This is a genomic window from Aeromonas sp. 96A, assembly GCF_051919165.1.
Taxonomy (GTDB): domain Bacteria; phylum Pseudomonadota; class Gammaproteobacteria; order Enterobacterales; family Aeromonadaceae; genus Aeromonas; species Aeromonas veronii.
In genome coordinates, this window is sequence record NZ_JBQBFE010000001.1 from 4,494,300 (window position 1) to 4,512,338 (window position 18,039).

Genomic DNA, 18,039 nt, shown 5'->3' on the forward strand with positions numbered 1-18,039 from the left:
ATTTGCCAGAAATCTGCCGGGTTCGAGTCCTGTCCAAGACCGGAATCGAGCCCGCAACACCCAGGTAAATTGCTGAATTTAAAGCTAAATAACTGGAGGTTGTCTTGAATCACACTGCATTGCTAGTGCTGGAAGATGGAACTGTGTTCAAAGGCGTGTCGATAGGCGCCGAGGGATGTTCCGTTGGTGAAGTGGTTTTCAATACGTCGATGACGGGCTATCAGGAAATCCTCACCGATCCCTCTTATTCCCGTCAGATCGTCACCCTCACTTACCCCCATATAGGCAACACCGGCACCAACAGCGAAGATGAAGAGTCCAGTCAAATCCATGCGCAAGGGTTGATCATCCGGGACCTTCCGATACTTGCCTCCAATTTCCGCAATCAGCAATCCCTCTCCGAATACCTCAAGTCTCACAACATCGTTGGCATCGCCGACATCGACACCCGTAAACTGACCCGCATCCTGCGCGAGAAAGGCGCTCAGGCTGGCTGTATTCTGGCCGGGAAACAGGTCGATGAAGCTTATGCCCTCGAACAGGCCCGCGCCTTCCCCGGTCTGAAGGGGATGGACTTGGCCAAAGAGGTGACGGTTGGTGAGGCGTACAACTGGACCGAAGGGAGCTGGCAGCTTGGCAAGGGGCACGTCACCCCGGCTGCCGACCAGCTCAAATACCACGTGGTGGCCTACGATTTTGGCGTCAAGCGCAACATCCTGCGCATGCTGGTGGACCGTGGCTGCCGCCTGACCGTGGTGCCTGCCAAGACCCCGGCCGCCGAGGTACTGGCAATGAACCCGGATGGCATCTTCCTCTCCAACGGCCCCGGCGACCCCGAGCCGTGCGACTACGCCATCGAGGCCATCAAGGCTTTCCTCAATACCAACACGCCGGTATTCGGCATCTGTCTGGGTCACCAGCTGCTGGGTCTGGCCTCCGGCGCCAAGACCGTCAAGATGAAGTTTGGCCACCACGGCGCCAACCACCCGGTCAAGAGCCTCGATGACAACACCGTCATGATCACCGCTCAGAACCACGGCTTTGCGGTAGACGAGAACAGCCTGCCGGATTGCCTTCGCGCCACCCACGTCTCCCTGTTCGATGGTTCCCTGCAAGGTATCCATCGCACCGACCGTCCGGCCTTCAGCTTCCAGGGGCACCCCGAAGCGAGCCCGGGCCCGCACGACTGTGCCGGTCTTTTTGACCACTTTATTGAATTGATTAAGCAGTATCGCGCCTAAGAAATAGAGGAAAGAGTTTCATGCCAAAACGTAATGACCTTCAGAGCATCCTGATCCTCGGCGCCGGCCCCATCGTCATCGGCCAAGCCTGCGAATTTGACTACTCCGGCGCTCAGGCGTGCAAAGCCCTGCGCGAGGAGGGCTACCGCGTCATTCTGGTCAACTCCAACCCGGCCACCATCATGACCGACCCGGAGATGGCAGACGCCACCTACATCGAGCCCATCACCTGGGAAGTGGTGCGCGAAATCATCAAGAAAGAGCGCCCGGACGCCATCCTGCCCACCATGGGCGGCCAGACTGCGCTCAACTGCGCACTGGCGCTGGAGAAGCATGGCGTGCTGGCCGAGTTCGGTGTCGAGATGATCGGTGCCACCGCCGACGCCATCGACAAGGCCGAAGACCGCTCCCGTTTTGACAAGGCGATGCGCAGCATTGGCCTCGAGTGCCCGCGTGCCGGCATCGCCCACAACATGGAAGAGGCGTGGGGTGTGCAGCAGATGGTCGGCTTCCCCTGCATCATCCGTCCCTCCTTTACCATGGGTGGCTCCGGTGGCGGCATCGCCTACAACACCGAAGAGTTCGTCGAGATCTGCGAGCGCGGTCTGGATCTCTCCCCGACCAAAGAACTGCTCATCGACGAGTCGCTGATCGGCTGGAAAGAGTACGAGATGGAGGTGGTGCGGGATCGCAACGACAACTGCATCATCGTCTGCGCCATCGAAAACTTCGACCCCATGGGTATCCACACCGGTGACTCCATCACGGTCGCGCCAGCCCAGACGCTGACCGACAAGGAGTACCAGCTGATGCGCAACGCCTCCATGGCGGTGCTGCGCGAGATCGGCGTCGAGACCGGCGGCTCCAACGTCCAGTTCGGTATCAACCCGAAAGATGGCCGCATGGTCATCATCGAGATGAACCCGCGGGTGTCGCGCTCCTCTGCGCTGGCCTCCAAGGCGACCGGTTTCCCCATCGCCAAGATTGCTGCCAAGCTCGCCATCGGTTACACCCTCGACGAGCTGATGAACGATATCACCGGCGGTCGCACTCCGGCCTCCTTCGAGCCGGCCATCGACTACGTGGTCACCAAGGTACCGCGCTTCAACTTCGAAAAGTTCGCCGGTGCCAACGACCGTCTGACTACCCAGATGAAGTCGGTCGGCGAAGTGATGGCCATCGGCCGCAACTTCCAGGAGTCCCTGCACAAGGCGCTGCGCAGCCTCGAAACTGGCAAAACCGGCTTCGACCCCATGGTTGACCTCAATGCCCCGGACTCCCTGACCCGCATCCGTCACGAGCTGCAGGACGCTGGTAGTGACCGTATCTTCTACATCGCCGATGCGTTCCGCGCCGGTCTCTCCATGGATGGCATCTTCAAGCTGACCAAGATTGACCCCTGGTTCCTGGTACAGATTGAAGACCTGGTGAAACTGGAAGAAGAGGTGAAAGAGCGCGGCATGGCCGGTCTCGATGCCGACTTCCTGCGTGCCCTCAAGCGCAAAGGCTTTGCCGATGCCCGTCTGGCCAAGATCCTCGGCGTGGCCGAAGGGGAAGTGCGCAAACTGCGTGCCCGCCACAACATCTTCCCGGTCTACAAGCGGGTCGATACCTGCGCCGCCGAGTTCGCCACCAACACCGCCTACATGTACTCCAGCTATGACGAGGAGTGCGAAGCGGCCCCGAGCAACCGCGACAAGATCATGATCATCGGCGGCGGCCCGAACCGTATCGGTCAGGGTATCGAGTTTGACTACTGCTGCGTGCACGCGGCGCTGGCCCTGCGCGAAGATGGTTACGAGACCATCATGGTCAACTGCAACCCGGAGACCGTCTCCACCGATTACGACACCTCGGATCGTCTCTACTTCGAGCCGGTGACCCTGGAAGATGTGCTGGAAATCGTGCGCATCGAAAAACCCAAGGGCGTCATCGTTCAGTACGGTGGCCAGACCCCGCTGAAACTGGCCCGTGCACTGGAAGCCAACGGCGTGCCGATCATCGGTACCAGCCCGGATGCCATCGACCGCGCCGAAGACCGCGAGCGCTTCCAGTCTGCCGTCGAGCGCCTCGGCCTCAAGCAGCCGGAAAACGGCACCGTCACCGCGCTGGAGCAGGCTGTGCTGCTGGCCGAGCGGATCACCTACCCGCTGGTGGTTCGCCCCTCCTACGTGCTGGGTGGCCGCGCCATGGAAATCGTCTATGACGAGCAGGATCTGCGTCGCTACTTCGCCGAGGCGGTAAGCGTCTCCAACGAATCGCCGGTACTGCTGGACCGCTTCCTGGACGATGCGACCGAGCTGGACGTGGATGCCATCTGCGACGGCACCGACGTGGTCATCGGCGGCATCATGGAGCACATCGAGCAGGCCGGTATCCACTCCGGTGACTCCGGTTGCTCCCTGCCGCCCTATACCTTGTCCAAGAAAATTCAGGACGAGATCCGCGAGCAGGTGCGCAAGTTGGCGCTGGAGCTCGGCGTTATCGGCCTGATGAACGTGCAGTTCGCGGTCAAGGGCGATGACATCTACCTTATCGAGGTGAACCCGCGTGCCGCCCGTACCGTGCCGTTCGTCTCCAAGGCGACCGGTGCTTCGCTGGCCAAGATTGCCGCCCGTGTGATGGCCGGTCAGTCGCTGCAAGAGCAGGGCTTCACCAAAGAGATCATCCCGCCCTACTACTCGGTGAAAGAGGTGGTACTGCCGTTCGCCAAGTTCCCGGGAGTTGACCCGCTGCTGGGGCCAGAGATGCGCTCTACCGGTGAGGTTATGGGGGTGGGCAGCAGCTTTGCCGAGGCCTATGCCAAGGCGCAGCTGGGTGCCAACCACGCCGTACCGAAAGAGGGTCGTGCCCTCTTGTCAGTGCGTCACAGCGACAAGGCGCAGGTGGTTGACTTGGCTGCCAAGTTGCTGGAGCTGGGCTACGAGCTGGATGCCACTCACGGCACCGCCGTCGCGCTGGGTGAAGCGAGCATCAACCCGCGTGGTCAACAAGGTGCACGAAGGTCGCCCGCACATTCTCGACCGCATCAAGAATGGCGAGTACACCTACATCGTCAACACCGCCGAAGGGCGGGTGGCGATCCAGGACTCCAAGCAGCTGCGTCGCGCCGCCTTGCAGAACAAGGTGGCGTATACCACCACCATGAACGAGGCGTTTGCCACCTGCATGGCCATCAGCGTGGATGCCACCGCCAATGTGAACTCGGTGCAGGAGCTGCACCAGAAGGTGAAAAACCGCTAAGCGTTTGCAGCGGGCATCAGCCCAACTTGCCAGACGACCAACCCCCGCCAGCGATGGCGGGGGTTTCTTTTTATCTGTCGCTCACCGTTCGGCTCGGGGCGGGTGAGCCATTGAGGAAGGTCATGAGTTCCGCATCGCAGACAACTGATGGCGTGTGGGGTGGTAAAAGCGGGCAAGGGGAGGGGATGATGCGAGCGCGGGTTTCAACTGCGGCAGGCAATCCTCTACAATGGCCCCACTTTGCTTGTCAGTGCAGTGCCAGCGGCGCTGCCTGTAGGGCCAACAAAAAATGGACATGCTTATGACCGCTTTGCCTTCCTGTCGTCTTCTTGCCTTCTGCTCTGTCTTGCTGCTAGCCGGTTGTGCCAGTGATCCCGCCTCCGCGCCTGCCAAAGAGGCGAGCGTGAGCAACCCCAAAACGCCGCCTGCCATGCAGCCGCGCAAACCGGCGGATATGAAGAGCCGCATCGTGCGCTTCTTGCCCCGTCAGGTGCCGGACAAACAGGGGTGGGCCAATGACGTGGTGACGGCGCTCACCACCCAGGGGGTGACGGTCAATGATCACAACGTCTGTAGCGTGCTGGCGGTGGCGGAGCAGGAAGCCACTTATCAGGCCGACCCCGTGGTGCCGGGCCTTGGCAAGATCGCCTGGAAAGAGATCAACTCACGGGCAGCCAAGCTGCTGATCCCCGAATTTATGGTGCGGGCCGCACTCTCCATCAACTCGCCCACCGGCAAGAGCTATGCCGAGCGGATCGACAAGTTGCGTACCGAGCGGGAGATGAGTGAAATCTTCGAAGACATGATCAGCATGCTGCCGATGGGCAAGACGCTGTTTGGCAACCTCAACCCGGTGCATACCGGCGGCCCGATGCAGGTGAGCATCGCCTTTGCCGAGGCCAACGCCCGTGGCTACCCCTATCCAATCAAGGATTCCATCCGCCACGAAGTCTTTACCCGTCGCGGCGGCATCTGGTTTGGCACCAAGCATATCTTCGGTTATCCCGTCGACTACCCGGATACCCTCTACCGCTTTGCCGATTTCAACGCCGGCTGGTATGCCAGCCGCAATGCCGCTTTTCAGGCCGCCGTCAGCCGCTTGAGTGGCAAAACTCTGGCGCTGGACGGGGATCTGATCCGCTATGACTCGGATCTGCCGGGCAATACCGAGCTTGCCGTCTACACCCTCGCCAACCGGGTCAATATGAGCAAGCAGGCGATCCACCAGAGCCTGCGCAAAGGGGATACCGCCGAATTTGCCGAGACCGACCTCTACCATCGCATCTTTACCCTGGCCGACAAGCAAGCGGGCAAGCGACTGCCCCGCGCCATCCTGCCCGGCATTCAGCTAAAGAGCCCGAAAATTACCCGCAACCTCACCACCGCCTGGTTTGCCAAGCGGGTGGATGACAGAGAGCAACGCTGCGTGCAGCAGATGGCGACGATTCGGTAAGAAGCATCAAGGGCGGCCAATTGGCCGCCCTTGATGTCAGAGTGAGTTTCCCCTTGTGTGGAAGTTCATGCCTTGCTGTTCCCCGTCAGATTTACAATGAATCTGCATTTGGGGTATCCACTGCATCCCCAAAACTGATTGCCTCGGTTATCCCCCCGTTTGGCGGTACGCAATACCATCGGGTTGCCGCATCTGGGGCATAGTGGATTTTCTTGGGGGCGCGATTCGGTGATGGTTGTCGAGGCGTTCACCACCTGATTGACGACAGGCATTGCAGCTACGGATAAAGGCGGGCGGGGAACCTCGCTGTGACGTGCTTTCAACTGCGCCACATGCTGTTTATGGGTCTGCCAATTGGCGGCCAGTCGTCCCCGCTGGATGGTGTCGATCACTCTGGTGACTTCGGCAGGGGTCAGCACCTGCGCGGTTTTACTCTTGATATAGCGAATAAGCCCGCGGTTCATCACGTTATCCGGCATGGGGGTTTTAAAGGTGCAGTCGCCAATAAAGTAGATAATCGAATGGAGCTGATGATCAGCAAGACCCAGCAAGGATTTGAGCGTCATCAGGTGCAGATAGTTTTGGCGCAGGGGATTTTGAAAGGTATGTCTGCGGCGATAGAGCTGCTGGGTCCAGCTCTTGTGGGCTGGATTGCCAAATATCCACCCCTTGATGTTCTTGGTCTCGATCACAAACAGCCCGAAGCGCGAGACGATCACATGATCGATCTGGGTAGTGCCCTGCGGGGTCGGCAGGGTCACGTTCTTGAGTAGGTGGTACTCCCGCTTGTCGAGAAAGAGCCGGATGCCCAAGTTGATAAATGCTTCCCCAACCATCCCTTTGAACTTGGGCGTTTTGATCAGGGTGGCAATCAACAACAGGGGCAGCAGATACCAGAACTGGCCCAGCAGAACCGCAATAACGGGAGTGAAGTCCATTTCACATTTATCCAGTCAGTGAATTAGAGGGGATTCATGGCCTCTGGCCAGAGGAAATAGGGGCCAAATTTGGGGCTCATTCTAAACTCCCCTCCTTCCTCTTTGCCTTTCGCTGTGAGGTAATGCTTGCTGTCACGCAGCTCAAGCAAGCCGTGAGTCACCATTTTTTCCAACAACTCATTGGTTTTGATCCCCCACTTTTGCGCCAGTTTGGATGAGGTCAGTTTTTCAGTGGCTGACTCATTTTCGTTAGCAGAAGGCTGTTGGGTTTCGGCTTCACTGACAACCCGTTCAAGGGATATGCGGACTTCATCACTAACCCGAATAATTCGTTGTGCCTCATCATAGGCATCACGGTAAAGGTCATGATCTTCCGAGCGCTGGATCAATACCCCCATCTCGTTGTTATTGACCTGACTGAACTCGTAGAGATTGAGGCTGGTGACAATACACATCTCTTCATTGAGATAGCACTTGGCATGGAGGTTTTTGCAAAAGCTGGTGCGGATATAGGTGAGCTCTTTGAGCCAGCTGATCTCTTCCGGTTGCAGCTCACTTTTGCCATAGACGATCCGCACATCGATCTTGAGGCGGTTCTTGTCGGTGAGCAGCTCCTTGATCCTGTCGTTGAGCTTGAGGAAGGGGCTGATCAGGATCAGACGCTCTTTGGCATCTTTGATAAGTTCTTCAAGAAAATAGTTGGTTGCGCTGGTATTCAAAAACTTGGCCATGGCAAAAATCTCTATCCCTTTGGTGTAACTGGTGGCGCAAATACTTGGTTGGCGCTCGGCAGGCCATCTCCATTCCGGGTGCCGTGATCACCCAGCCAGTACGGTTGGCAATCGACATCGTGGCTCTATGTGGATGATGGGGGCCAAACTGAGCCATTCTACCCATTCCATCAAAAGGAATATGTGACAGATTGCACTAACTCTGTGGCAAGGCTGGATTTTTCGGGGCGGGCTGTGGTTGATGGTAAATCGCAGGTGCAAAAAAGCCCCTTGGCGGGGCTTGGTGTCTGGCAAGGCCGGTGTCGGGGTTATCAATCGAACAGGATGCGGCCGCTGGTGCCGGCATCGATGTCTTTCCAGCTGGCGCCGCTTTTGCGCAGGGTGTAAGTGATGGTCTCCTGCTTGAATTTCAGGTAGTCGCTGCCGCTGTGACTTGGTTTGACCTGATTGCCATCGATATAGGTTTCCCCTGTGGTATCGACGTGAATTTCGGCCACGGTGCGGCCATCGTCAGTGACCGCCTTATAGTTGCCAGCCCACGGGCTCTCGTCGCCATACTGCACGGCCCCTTCCTGAGCGTGCGCTTGGGCATGGGTCTTGTGGCCGTGATGGCTTTTGGCCACGGCGCAGCCAGAGATACCGACTGCCAGCAGGCAACCGAGGGTGACATTGAGCAGAGTCTGTTTGGATTTCATCTTCATTTACCTGTATCAAATAATTGCAATGGATAAGGGGTGGTGCCCCATGGTCGGTGTGGGCCCCGCTGAGCCGTGGTTCGAAATCAGTCCTGATTGATGCCAGAAATATGGCCGCGGGCGTCGGTGAGGCAGTGCCAGATCCGGTCATGGGGCCCTTTGATATCAATCATCATCCCCGCCTGGGAGTCGGCCACATAGTCGAGGGTCAGTTTGCTGCGGCTGACGCCCGCTTTTCTGGCGACGGCGTTCATGCAGGCGTTCTCGGCAACCTTGGTTTGCGCAGTGCTGCCGTTGTAGGCACTGCTGCTGGCGCTCTCATCATCGCCGTCGTCATCGTTCTCATCGTCATTGAGCTGACAGGCGCCGCTGTCGCCATTTTTGACAAAATAGGTGATGCCCCAGTCGCCATTTTTCACCATGGAGAGGGTGGTGCGCCCCTTACTCGCCTCGTAGAAATTTGAATTCACTTTTTTAAGCGGAACTTGCTGGTTATTGATATAAGCCGTGCCATCTTCGACGCGAAGATTAATATGTCCAGGACAGCTGGCGGATAAATCAGGCACTCCTGCATATGCGGTTCCGGTTATGACCAATACAGAGAGAGCAAGCAGCGTTTTTTTCATCAGATAACCTCAAATCAACAAGGAACAGCAAGTTTGATGTCGTCAAAATAACGGTTGCTATGCCTGAACGTTATTTATGTGCTCATTGCACACCTGTTATCAGTAGCCCGCAGTCAGTCGTTTCAGTGCACCTCGTCCTGCCGGGATGACGCCAAATTTAGCAGTCGGGTGATGTAAGTAAAATAAAACAGGATTAATTGGATTCATAAAATATGAAAAACTATAAAACATTTAAAACAATGGGTTAGGTGCTGTTCAGGTCACTGTGCAAATGATGGGGGACCTCCGGGTTGGTTCCTTATGGGCATCGATAAAGTTGGCCATTGGTCAGTGATGCCGGGCGTTTGGTATTTTTCCTGTTGCAAGCGGGCACAGGCTGGCGATATCAAGGGCCAATCAGCCATTGCGCGCCGTAAATACAAAGACAAAAACTCCAATATTCGGTGTGCTAGGGGGGGAATTAGCCTGTCAGCAGGAAGATATTTTTACCTGATATGACTGGGTAGTGAGAAATATGAAAGGTGGCAGATCAATAAATCTTCCATCAATACGGACATAATTATCCGGAGTGTTACGGTGCTTTCCCTGAGAATTGCCCACTCGTGTCAGGTAAAACTAACGACTTAGAAACTCATGGCCAACCCGATGGAATAACCGCTGGTGTTGTGGCTGAACATATAGCGGGCAACCAGCCGGGTACGGGTGACTATGATGTCGTATTTGCTGCTGTCCAGCTCCAGACCGGCGCCGATAGAGTTGAGGGAGTCAAAGCCAAGCAACCCCCGCTGTTCCCCAGATATGCGGTATGGGCCCCCTCCAGTACATAGCGCACCGGTCTGTCGAGCAGTGTCCAGTGGAATAGCGGGGCCCGGCGGCGCAGATAGAGGCCGAGGTTCTCCGCCTCGGCGTGACCACGGACGCTGGTCGAGGTGCCGCCAAAGCTCTGCAGGTGCTGGTAGGAGTAGCGCACTTCGATATCGATATCCTGCACCTTTGAAAAGAGCTCGTAGTCGAGCATCAGCGAGCCTCCCAGTCCGTACATATTGAGCTGCCCACCATCGAAAAAAATCCAGCGAGTAGCCCTTGGTGCGCTCCAGCAGCCAGTTGCCGATCTGCAGATCGCTGGCCATGGTACCGAGCGAGACGTTGGCGATAGGGCGCAGCACCCAGTGGCCACCGCGCGGGTCTTCATGGAGGGCGATATCCCAGCCGATCCCGCCTGAAGCGGTCAGGCTGTTCCACTTGGTCGGGAGGGTGCGGCTCTCGGTGCCGTTGCTCACCACAAACTGGGGATCGTAGCGGCTAAAGCCGATCGCCCCTTCCAGATAGATGGGCACGGCTTCGCTCATGGTTGCGCCGCCACCGATCTGGGTCATGTTGAGGGCGGCAGATTGATTGGTGCCGCTGCCGATATCGAGGTTGCTGGCGGTGATGTCAGGCACCACGGTGAAGGTCATCAGCGAGAGCACCGCATTGGCGCGCTCCTGTGCCCACTCCTGATCCTGTGTTGCGGCCTTGACGGCGCTGCCGGATAGCGCCAGCAGCATTGGCAACAACATCTGCAATAAAGAGAAGCAAGAGCGGTGCATGAGTGTGGTTCCCGATAAGCGGCGTCTGATTGCCCTGGCTTTACTGTAGCGAGCTTCCCGCCGGTTGGCACGGAGCTAAGAGGGGGGAATAGGCGCCGCTTGCGGTCGGTTGCCGCTGAGGGGCAAGCCTTTGCCACACCAACGGCACGTCTTTGCAGTTTGTCGCTAAAGCTTGGCCTCTTGCCGCCGATATCTCTTGTGAGATGTGTGGAGGGCAAGCAATTGAACGCTTGGGTGTTGGGGTTGGTCAGCATATCCGTGAGTATGCAGTTACAGGCTGGGGTCACCGAATTTGGTGCCGGTCTGGATCAATCCGTCTGGCGTTTGACCTCCGATACCCAGATTGAGTGTCGCCTCGAGCACCCGATCCCCAACTGGGGAACGGGGGCCTTTGTCAGCCGTGCTGGGCGCAAGATCAACCTCGACTTCGAGCTCAAGGGCAAGCGGCCGCAGGCCCAGACCCAGACGGTGAGCCTTGGCATCATGCCACCGGTATGGCGCCCGGGCATCGCCGGGCGAGAAGTGAGTCAACTGCGCTTCTATCAGCAGTTCGATGGGCTGGTGGAGGGGCAAACCGCCTGGACCATGCTCGACGAGCTGGAGGGGGGGCGGATGCCCACTTTCCAGTATCGGGACTGGTATCGCCAGAACCGCGCGGTGCGAGTGTCCCTCTCGTCAGTCAACTTTCGGGTGAAATATCAGGCCTTTATCGACTGTCTGAGCGGGCTGTTGCCCTACAGCTTCAACGATATCGCCTTTAGCGTGCTTACCTACGACAAGAACAGCGATCAGCTCTCCATCCCCTCCAAGCGGCGGCTGGCGATGATCAGCGAGTTTATCAAGGCGGACAAGGGCATCGACGTGGTGGTGATCGATGCCTACAGCGACAGCTATGGCGGCCGCTGGCCGAACCTGAAACTCTCCGAGAAGCGGGCCGATGCCATCAAGAAGGTGTTTGTCGATCTGGGGATCGATCCCGGCAAGATCTCGGTGGAGGGGCATGGCGAGAAGCAGCACGTCGCCTCCAACGAAACCGAACAGGGTCGTGCCAAGAACCGGCGGGTGGTGATCAGCATGGGGCGCAATGGCGAGATCTAGCGTCGTCCCCGGCAGCCGGATATAAAAAAGAGCGCATCTGCGCTCTTTTTTGATCCTGCCATCCGGCAGCGGGAGTCGGGTAGCTTAGAAGCTGTCACCCAGGCCGGTACCAGCATCTTTCTTGGCGATCAGTTCAATCTTGTAACCGTCCGGATCTTCGACGAAGGCGATGACGGTGGTACCGCCCTTGACCGGGCCCGGTTCGCGGGTGATTTTGGCACCGGCGGCGCGCAAGGCATCGCAGGTGGCATAGATGTCGTCTGCTTCCAGCGCGATGTGGCCGTAGGCTGAGCCCAGTTCGTACTCGCTCACCCCCCAGTTGTAGGTCAGTTCGATCACCGCTTCATCTTTCTCGTCACCGTAACCGACGAAAGCCAGGGTGTACTTGTACTCGCTGTTCTCGCTCTTGCGCAGCAGCGTCATGCCAAGGACGCGGGTGTAGAAGTCGATGGAGCGTTGCAGATCGCCGACACGCAGCATGGTATGCAGAATTCTCATTGCTCAGTTCTCCGGGTTGGTGATGTGTACTGCTTTCAATCTCGGTTGCGAGGCTATCAGCTTTCTGGATAGACCTTCTCTTTGTACTCGCACAAGTCCTCAATGATACAGGAACCACAACGGGGCTTGCGAGCCAGACAGGTGTAACGCCCGTGCAGGATGAGCCAGTGGTGGACATCCAGTTTGAACTCGGCGGGCACTACCTTGAGCAGCTTCTCCTCCACCTGATCCACGTTCTTGCCTACCGCAAAGCCGGTGCGGTTCGATACCCGGAAGATATGGGTATCGACGGCGATGGTGGGCCAGCCAAAGGCGGTGTTGAGCACCACGTTGGCGGTCTTGCGGCCGACGCCGGGCAGGGCTTCCAGCGCTTCGCGGTTCTCCGGCACCTCGCCTCCGTGGCGCTCCAGCAAGATGGCGCAGGTCTTGATGACGTTCTCGGCCTTGGTGTTGAAGAGGCCAATGGTCTTGATGTACTCCTTGAGCCCGTCCACCCCGAGATCCAGCATCGCTTGCGGGGTGTTGGCCACCGGATAGAGCTTGTCGGTCGCCTTGTTGACACTGACATCGGTCGCCTGCGCCGAGAGCAGCACGGCGATCAACAGCTCGAATGGCGAGTTGAAATTGAGCTCTGTGGTGGGGTGCGGGTTGTTTTCCCGCAGCCGCTCGAGGATCTCTCTGCGTTTCTGGTTGTTCATGCCTTGCGTCCGATCATAGCTCGGTCGCCCGGACGCGAGCCGGGGCAACGTTGCAGTGGGCCACTGTGGCTGCTTGTTTGCGGTCCCGCCAGTCGTTGATAGCATTCTTGGCGGCGATCAGCAGCCCCAGCCCGATAAAGCCGCCAGGCGGCAAAATCGCCAGCAGCAGGCTTGCATCGGCGTGGAACAGCTCGATGCGCAGGGATTTGGCCCACTCGCCCAGCAGTAGCTCGGCGCCATCAAACAGGGTGCCCATGCCGATGATCTCGCGCATGCCGCCCAGTACAAGCAGCACCAGGGTAAAACCAAGGCCCATCATCAGACCGTCGAGGGCCGCCAGCAGCGGCGGGTTCTTGGAGGCATAGGCCTCGGCGCGGCCTATGATGACGCAGTTGGTGACGATGAGGGCGATAAAGATGCCGAGCGCCTGATAGAGGCCATAGGTGTAGGCGTTCATCAGCAGCTGCACGCTGGTCACCAGCGAGGCGATGATCATCACATAGACAGGGATGCGAATATCCTTCGGCACCCAGTTGCGCACCAGCGAGACGGCGAGGTTGGAGCAGACCAGCACCGCCATGGTGGCAAGGCCCAGCCCCAGCGCATTGGTAAAGGTGGAGGAGACGGCGAGGGTAGGGCAGAGCCCCAGCACCTGCACCAGCGAGGGGTTGTTCTTCCACAGCCCCTGACTCATCAGCTCCTTGAGCTCGCCCTTGCGGCTTTCCAGCTCGGCAATCGGGGCTGCGCCCGTTTCAATCTGTTCCATCTGGTTCATGATGGTTCGACTCCGTTAGTTCGCCGCCGGACAAGCCGGGGCGTTGCTGAGCAGTTCGGGTTGCTCCTGCTGCAGTTTAAGCAGGTTCTTCACCGCCTTGACCACGGCACGCGGGGTGATGGTGGCGCCGGTAAAGGCATCGAACTCGCCGCCATCCTTCTTCACCGCCCACTGGGGCTCGTTGTCATGGGTCAGGAATTTTCCGGCAAAGCTGTTGATCCAGTCTGATTTCTTCAGCTCGATCTTGTCACCCAGGCCCGGGGTCTCGTTGTGAGCGAGCACGCGCACGGCGGTGATGGTGCCCTTGGCATCAAAGCCCGCCACGATGCGGATCGCCCCGCTGTAGCCATCCGGCGCGATCGCCTCCAGCGCATAGCCGGTCACCACGCCATTTTTGCTGGCGGTATAGAGGGCTTGCGGCTGATCGCTGCCGAGATACTTCCTGCTGGTGACTTGCTTGCAGCTGGCTACCAGATCGTTGTCATAGCTCCCCTCCGGCAGCAATACCGAGAGGGTCTGCTGCTTCTCCAGCTGCTGCTGGTGGGCGATTTTATCCTTGGTCAGTTCGTTGGTCAGTACCACCAGCGCGGTACAGCCGAGCGCGAACATCGCCAGAATTAGGCCGTTCTTGCGCATGCTCTTTAACATGTCCGGGCTCCGTCAGCTGTGATAGGGGAAAAGGGCAGAAACATCATTGGCGACGAGCTCCATACACTTTCGGGCGAGTCAGGCTGTCAATAAACGGCACACAAAGGTTGGCCAGCAGCACGGCGAAGGCGAACGCATCGGGATAGCCGCCAAAGCGGCGAATGATGTAGACCAGCACCCCGATCAGCACGCCATAGACCAGTCGGCCGCGCGGCGTGGTGCAGGCGCTGACCGGATCGGTGGCGATAAAGAAGGCCCCCAGCATGGTGGCGCCGCTAAAGAGATGGAACATGGGCGTGGCGGTAGCATCCGGGCTCACCAGATAGCCGATGGTGGAGGCCGCCAGCAGGGCACCCAGAATTGCGGTCGGAATGCGCCAGTTGATCACCTTCTGCTGCAGCAGGAACAGGCCGCCCAGCAGATAGCCGAGGTTGACCCAGCTCCAGCCGATACCGCCCCAACCCTCGAACAGCGGGCCGCTCAGGATCTCGCCGGTGGTGAGCCCCTGAGTCAGGCCGGTTTTCAGGGTATCGAGGGGGGTCGCCATGGTGAGACCATCCACCCCCTGCTTGAGCTGCGCCATGCTGTAGCCGTCGAGGCTAAAGCCGGTGAAGATCACCGATGCGGCATCGCCAAAGCCGAGGCTGTAGGCGCGCACGCTCTCCGGCGGCAGCCAGCTGGTCATCTGCACCGGGAAGGAGACCAGCAGCAGCACATAGGCGACCATGGCCGGGTTGAACAGGTTCTGACCCAGTCCGCCGTAAAGGTGTTTGGCAACAATGATGGCAAAGGCCGTGCCCACCACCAGCATCCACCATGGCAGCAGAGGCGGCAGGGAGAGACCGATCAGCACGGCGGTGAGCGCCGCACTGCCATCCATCAGGGCTGGCTTGATGGCGCGGCCACGGAGCTTGAGCACCAGCGCCTCGCACAGCAACGCGGTCACCAGCGCCAGCAGGATCTGGATAAAGGAGCCCCAGCCGAAGAACCAGGTCTGGGCCAGCAAGCCCGGCACGCAGGCCAGGATCACCAGCAGCATCAGGGTTCGGGTCTGTTTGCGGTTATGGGCAAACGGCGCAGTCGCAATATTGAACATGAGTCTGTCGATTACCTTGTGGTTGTTCGGTCGGCTGACGGGGCATCTTCAGCGGCGGTCTCTGCGGCTCTGGCTGCCTCGGTCGCCAGCTTCTTCGCCTTGGCGCGGGCCACGGCGGCTGCAATGGCCGCTTTTTTCGGATCAACCGGGGCGTCAGCCGCAGGGGCGCTCGCTTCAGGCGCGGCAGTGACGGCAAGTGGTTGCTCACTGCTGGCTGCATCGCTTTGCATCGGCTCGGCCGGTGCGCGCTCACCCTCAGCTCCGGCACTCTCTACCTCAGCACTGATACGCTCGCTCTGCTGGGCCAGCTTTTTGGCCTTGGCCCGGGCAATGGCAGCGGCGATAGCGGCTTTCTTGGGATCGACCGCTTCACTTGCAGCTGTATCGCTGTGGCTGGTGGTTACTTCGCCCTTGGCTACCGCCACGTCGCGGGTCTGTGCGCTGGCAGCTTGCTCACTCTGCGCACCTTCAGCACCGGCACTTTCGCCCTGCTGGGCCAGCTTTTTGGCCTTGGCGCGGGCTATGGCAGCTGCGATAGCAGCTTTCTTGGGATCAACCGCTTCGCTGACAGCAGATGGCGCATCGCTTTGGGTTGAAGCGGATTCGCTGGTGCCAGCATTTGCAGTCAGATCGCCCTCAGCGCTGTCACTCTGCTGGGCCGCCTTTTTGGCCTTGGCCCGGGCGATGGCAGCAGCGATAGCCGCTTTCTTGGGATCAACTGCTTCGCTGGCAGGAGATGGCGCATCGCCTTGCGTGCCAGCCTCGGCGGTTACGCTGTTGGCTGCGCTTACCGGCTCGCCACTGGCTTCGGCCTTTTTGGCTTTGGCACGGGCAATGGCGGCGGCAATCGCCGCTTTTTTCGGGTCTGCGTCTGCAACAGGCGCCGCAATGACTTCGGCTGTCACTGGCTCGGCGCTATCGCCAGCCTGAGCGGCTTTCTTGGCCTTGGCGCGGGCCAGTGCGGCAGCGATGGCCGCTTTCTTGGGATCGCTGGCGGGCTCAACCACCTCGGTGGATTGCGGCGCTGCGGCGGCTGTTTCGCTGTTTGCGCTCTCTGCCAGCTTGGCGGCGCGGCGCGCCTCCGCTTCCCGTTTGCGGGCTTCGCGGGCGGCAATCACGGCGCTGTTGTCAGGCAAGCCCTCGGCAGTGGCTGTAATGGCTGTGATGGGGGCATCCTGCTTTGCCTTGATGCGGGTGAGAGCCGCTGCCACCGGATCTTCGCCGCCTGCGGCCGTCATGGTCTGACGGCGCTGGGCGGCGGCTTCGGCGTGGCGCGCTTCGCGGGCTGCTTTCTCCCGCTCGAAACGGGCCTGCTTGGCCTCGAAACGCTGCTTGGCGCGCTCGGCCTTCTCGGCCTCGGCACGGGCTTCGCGAATGTCGTCTTTGGCGATCTTGTAGTACTGCACCAGCGGGATCTCGCTCGGGCAGACCCAGGCGCAGGCGCCGCACTCGATGCAGTCCATCAGGTTGAGCTTCTCGGCCTTGTCATACTCCTTGGCCCGGCTGTACCAGTAGAGCTCTTGCGGCAGCAGAGTGGCCGGGCAGGCATCGGCACAGGCGCTGCAACGGATGCAAGGCTGCTCTGGGCCGGGGGCGGGCAGCTCGGCCTGCGTCGGCGCCAGCAGGCAGTTGGTGGCCTTGACCACAGGCACCATGGCGTGGGGCAGGGTAAAGCCCATCATGGGGCCACCCATGATCACCCGCTGCTCCGCTTCCGGTTGCAGCTCGAAACGCTGCAATAGCCAGCGTACCGGCGTACCGAGGCGCACCCAGGCGTTGCCGGGCTTTTTGAAGCTGTCGCCGGTAAGGGTGACGATCCGCTCGATCAGCGGCTCGCCGTCGATAATGGCGCGCTTGATGGCAAACACGGTGGCGACGTTGAGCACCATGATGCCGATATCGACCGCGCGGCCGCCCTTGGGCACCTGACGGCCGGTGAGCAGTTCGATGGTCTGCTTGGCACCGCCCGAGGGGTACTTGGTCGGCACCGTCTTGACCAGCACATCTTCATCGGTGGCGTGGCGAGTCAGTTGCTCGATTGCCTCGGGCTTGTTGTCTTCCACCCCGATCAGGGTGAGTTTCGGTTTGAGCAGGTGTTTGAGCACCCGGATGCCATCCATGATCTCGTCGGCGTACTGCTGCATCAACCGATCGTCGGTGGTGATATAGGGTTCGCACTCCAGCCCGTTGACGATCAGGATCTCGGTGAGCTGGCCGCGGCCGTCGAGTTTGCTGTGGGTCGGGAATACGGCGCCGCCAAGGCCCGCGACCCCTGCCTGCTGGATGCGCTCGAGCAGCTCGCCCCGCTCCAGATTCCAGTAATCGGCTTTGCCATTGCGTTCGCCCCACTCATCCTCCCCATCGGGGGTGAGAATGACACAGAGATCGCCGAGTCCGGAGGGGTGGGCAACCGTGTGGTTGCCAATCTCGGTGATGGTGCCGGAGGTGGAGGCATGGACAGGGACGACCCGCCCCTTGGCATAACGGGTCAGCGGCTGCCCTTTTTTGACCTTGTCGCCCACCTGCACCAGCAGATCGCCGGCGGGGCCTGCGTGCTGGCGCAGCGGAATAATGAGGCGCGGCGGCAGACCGGCGTCTACCACCGGGCTCTGGCTTGATTGCAGCTTGTTGTCGGCGGGGTGAATGCCACCGTGAAAGTCCCAGAGCGTGCCGGCTTTGATACGTTCGAGTAAGGAATGCATGGTTGCTC

General features: G+C 59.5%; 13 protein-coding genes and 2 pseudogenes. 4 read left to right on the plus strand and 11 right to left on the minus strand.

Annotated elements, in window-relative coordinates:
• The first annotated feature begins 104 nt into the window (after nucleotides 1-104).
• The 3 genes and pseudogenes from carA to ACTG2W_RS20860 all read left to right on the plus strand — a co-directional run bounded on the left by carA (nucleotide 105) and on the right by ACTG2W_RS20860 (nucleotide 5,937).
• On the plus strand, nucleotides 105-1,241 hold the full coding sequence (carA, locus tag ACTG2W_RS20850) for a glutamine-hydrolyzing carbamoyl-phosphate synthase small subunit (RefSeq protein WP_106844003.1): 1,137 nt from the start codon (nucleotides 105-107) through the stop codon (nucleotides 1,239-1,241).
• A gap of 20 nt (nucleotides 1,242-1,261) precedes the next feature.
• A pseudogene (gene carB, locus ACTG2W_RS20855) lies at nucleotides 1,262-4,484 on the plus strand (carbamoyl-phosphate synthase large subunit).
• Between the two features lie 301 nt (nucleotides 4,485-4,785).
• Nucleotides 4,786-5,937 (plus strand): DUF1615 domain-containing protein, encoded by a 1,152-nt coding sequence (locus tag ACTG2W_RS20860; RefSeq protein WP_106844001.1) that lies wholly within the window; start codon nucleotides 4,786-4,788, stop codon nucleotides 5,935-5,937.
• 65 nt (nucleotides 5,938-6,002) lie between these two features.
• Here ACTG2W_RS20860 and ACTG2W_RS20865 read toward each other — a convergent pair whose 3' ends face one another.
• The 5 genes and pseudogenes from ACTG2W_RS20865 to ACTG2W_RS20885 all read right to left on the minus strand — a co-directional run bounded on the left by ACTG2W_RS20865 (nucleotide 6,003) and on the right by ACTG2W_RS20885 (nucleotide 10,474).
• On the minus strand, nucleotides 6,003-6,875 hold the full coding sequence (locus ACTG2W_RS20865) for a nuclease-related domain-containing protein (protein WP_106844000.1): 873 nt from the start codon (nucleotides 6,873-6,875) through the stop codon (nucleotides 6,003-6,005).
• Nucleotides 6,876-6,898: 23 nt separating this feature from the next.
• Nucleotides 6,899-7,606: a phospholipase D family protein gene (locus ACTG2W_RS20870; protein WP_042056541.1), complete on the minus strand. Its 708-nt coding sequence runs from the start codon at nucleotides 7,604-7,606 to the stop codon at nucleotides 6,899-6,901.
• A 311-nt stretch (nucleotides 7,607-7,917) separates the two neighbouring features.
• A complete protein-coding gene (locus ACTG2W_RS20875; protein ID WP_106843998.1) occupies nucleotides 7,918-8,301 on the minus strand; it encodes a hypothetical protein in 384 nt (127 codons plus the stop codon).
• A gap of 86 nt (nucleotides 8,302-8,387) precedes the next feature.
• A complete protein-coding gene (locus tag ACTG2W_RS20880; RefSeq protein ID WP_100654039.1) occupies nucleotides 8,388-8,927 on the minus strand; it encodes a hypothetical protein in 540 nt (179 codons plus the stop codon).
• A 623-nt stretch (nucleotides 8,928-9,550) separates the two neighbouring features.
• Nucleotides 9,551-10,474, minus strand: a pseudogene (locus ACTG2W_RS20885) (hypothetical protein).
• 264 nt (nucleotides 10,475-10,738) lie between these two features.
• On the opposite strand from ACTG2W_RS20885, the gene ACTG2W_RS20890 reads away from it, so the two are divergent.
• On the plus strand, nucleotides 10,739-11,614 hold the full coding sequence (locus ACTG2W_RS20890) for a flagellar protein MotY (protein ID WP_005350788.1): 876 nt from the start codon (nucleotides 10,739-10,741) through the stop codon (nucleotides 11,612-11,614).
• Nucleotides 11,615-11,698: 84 nt separating this feature from the next.
• Here ACTG2W_RS20890 and gloA read toward each other — a convergent pair whose 3' ends face one another.
• Genes gloA through rsxC form a run of 6 tightly spaced genes read right to left on the minus strand, consistent with a single transcriptional unit; the run spans nucleotide 11,699 to nucleotide 18,031 of the window.
• The gene (gene gloA / locus ACTG2W_RS20895; protein WP_106843996.1) at nucleotides 11,699-12,112 is read right to left on the minus strand and encodes a lactoylglutathione lyase; all 414 of its coding nucleotides are present in this window, start codon (nucleotides 12,110-12,112) and stop codon (nucleotides 11,699-11,701) included.
• A 56-nt stretch (nucleotides 12,113-12,168) separates the two neighbouring features.
• On the minus strand, nucleotides 12,169-12,810 hold the full coding sequence (gene nth / locus ACTG2W_RS20900; protein WP_005337609.1) for an endonuclease III: 642 nt from the start codon (nucleotides 12,808-12,810) through the stop codon (nucleotides 12,169-12,171).
• Nucleotides 12,811-12,823: 13 nt separating this feature from the next.
• Nucleotides 12,824-13,585, minus strand: a complete 762-nt coding sequence (locus tag ACTG2W_RS20905; RefSeq protein WP_005337608.1) for an electron transport complex subunit E — start codon at nucleotides 13,583-13,585, stop codon at nucleotides 12,824-12,826.
• A 15-nt stretch (nucleotides 13,586-13,600) separates the two neighbouring features.
• Nucleotides 13,601-14,233: an electron transport complex subunit RsxG gene (gene rsxG, locus ACTG2W_RS20910; RefSeq protein ID WP_005359614.1), complete on the minus strand. Its 633-nt coding sequence runs from the start codon at nucleotides 14,231-14,233 to the stop codon at nucleotides 13,601-13,603.
• A gap of 43 nt (nucleotides 14,234-14,276) precedes the next feature.
• Entirely contained in the window at nucleotides 14,277-15,329 is a 1,053-nt protein-coding gene (gene rsxD / locus ACTG2W_RS20915) for an electron transport complex subunit RsxD (protein ID WP_005337606.1), read from the minus strand.
• A gap of 11 nt (nucleotides 15,330-15,340) precedes the next feature.
• Nucleotides 15,341-18,031: an electron transport complex subunit RsxC gene (gene rsxC, locus ACTG2W_RS20920; protein WP_106843995.1), complete on the minus strand. Its 2,691-nt coding sequence runs from the start codon at nucleotides 18,029-18,031 to the stop codon at nucleotides 15,341-15,343.
• Between the last annotated feature and the right edge of the window lie 8 nt (nucleotides 18,032-18,039).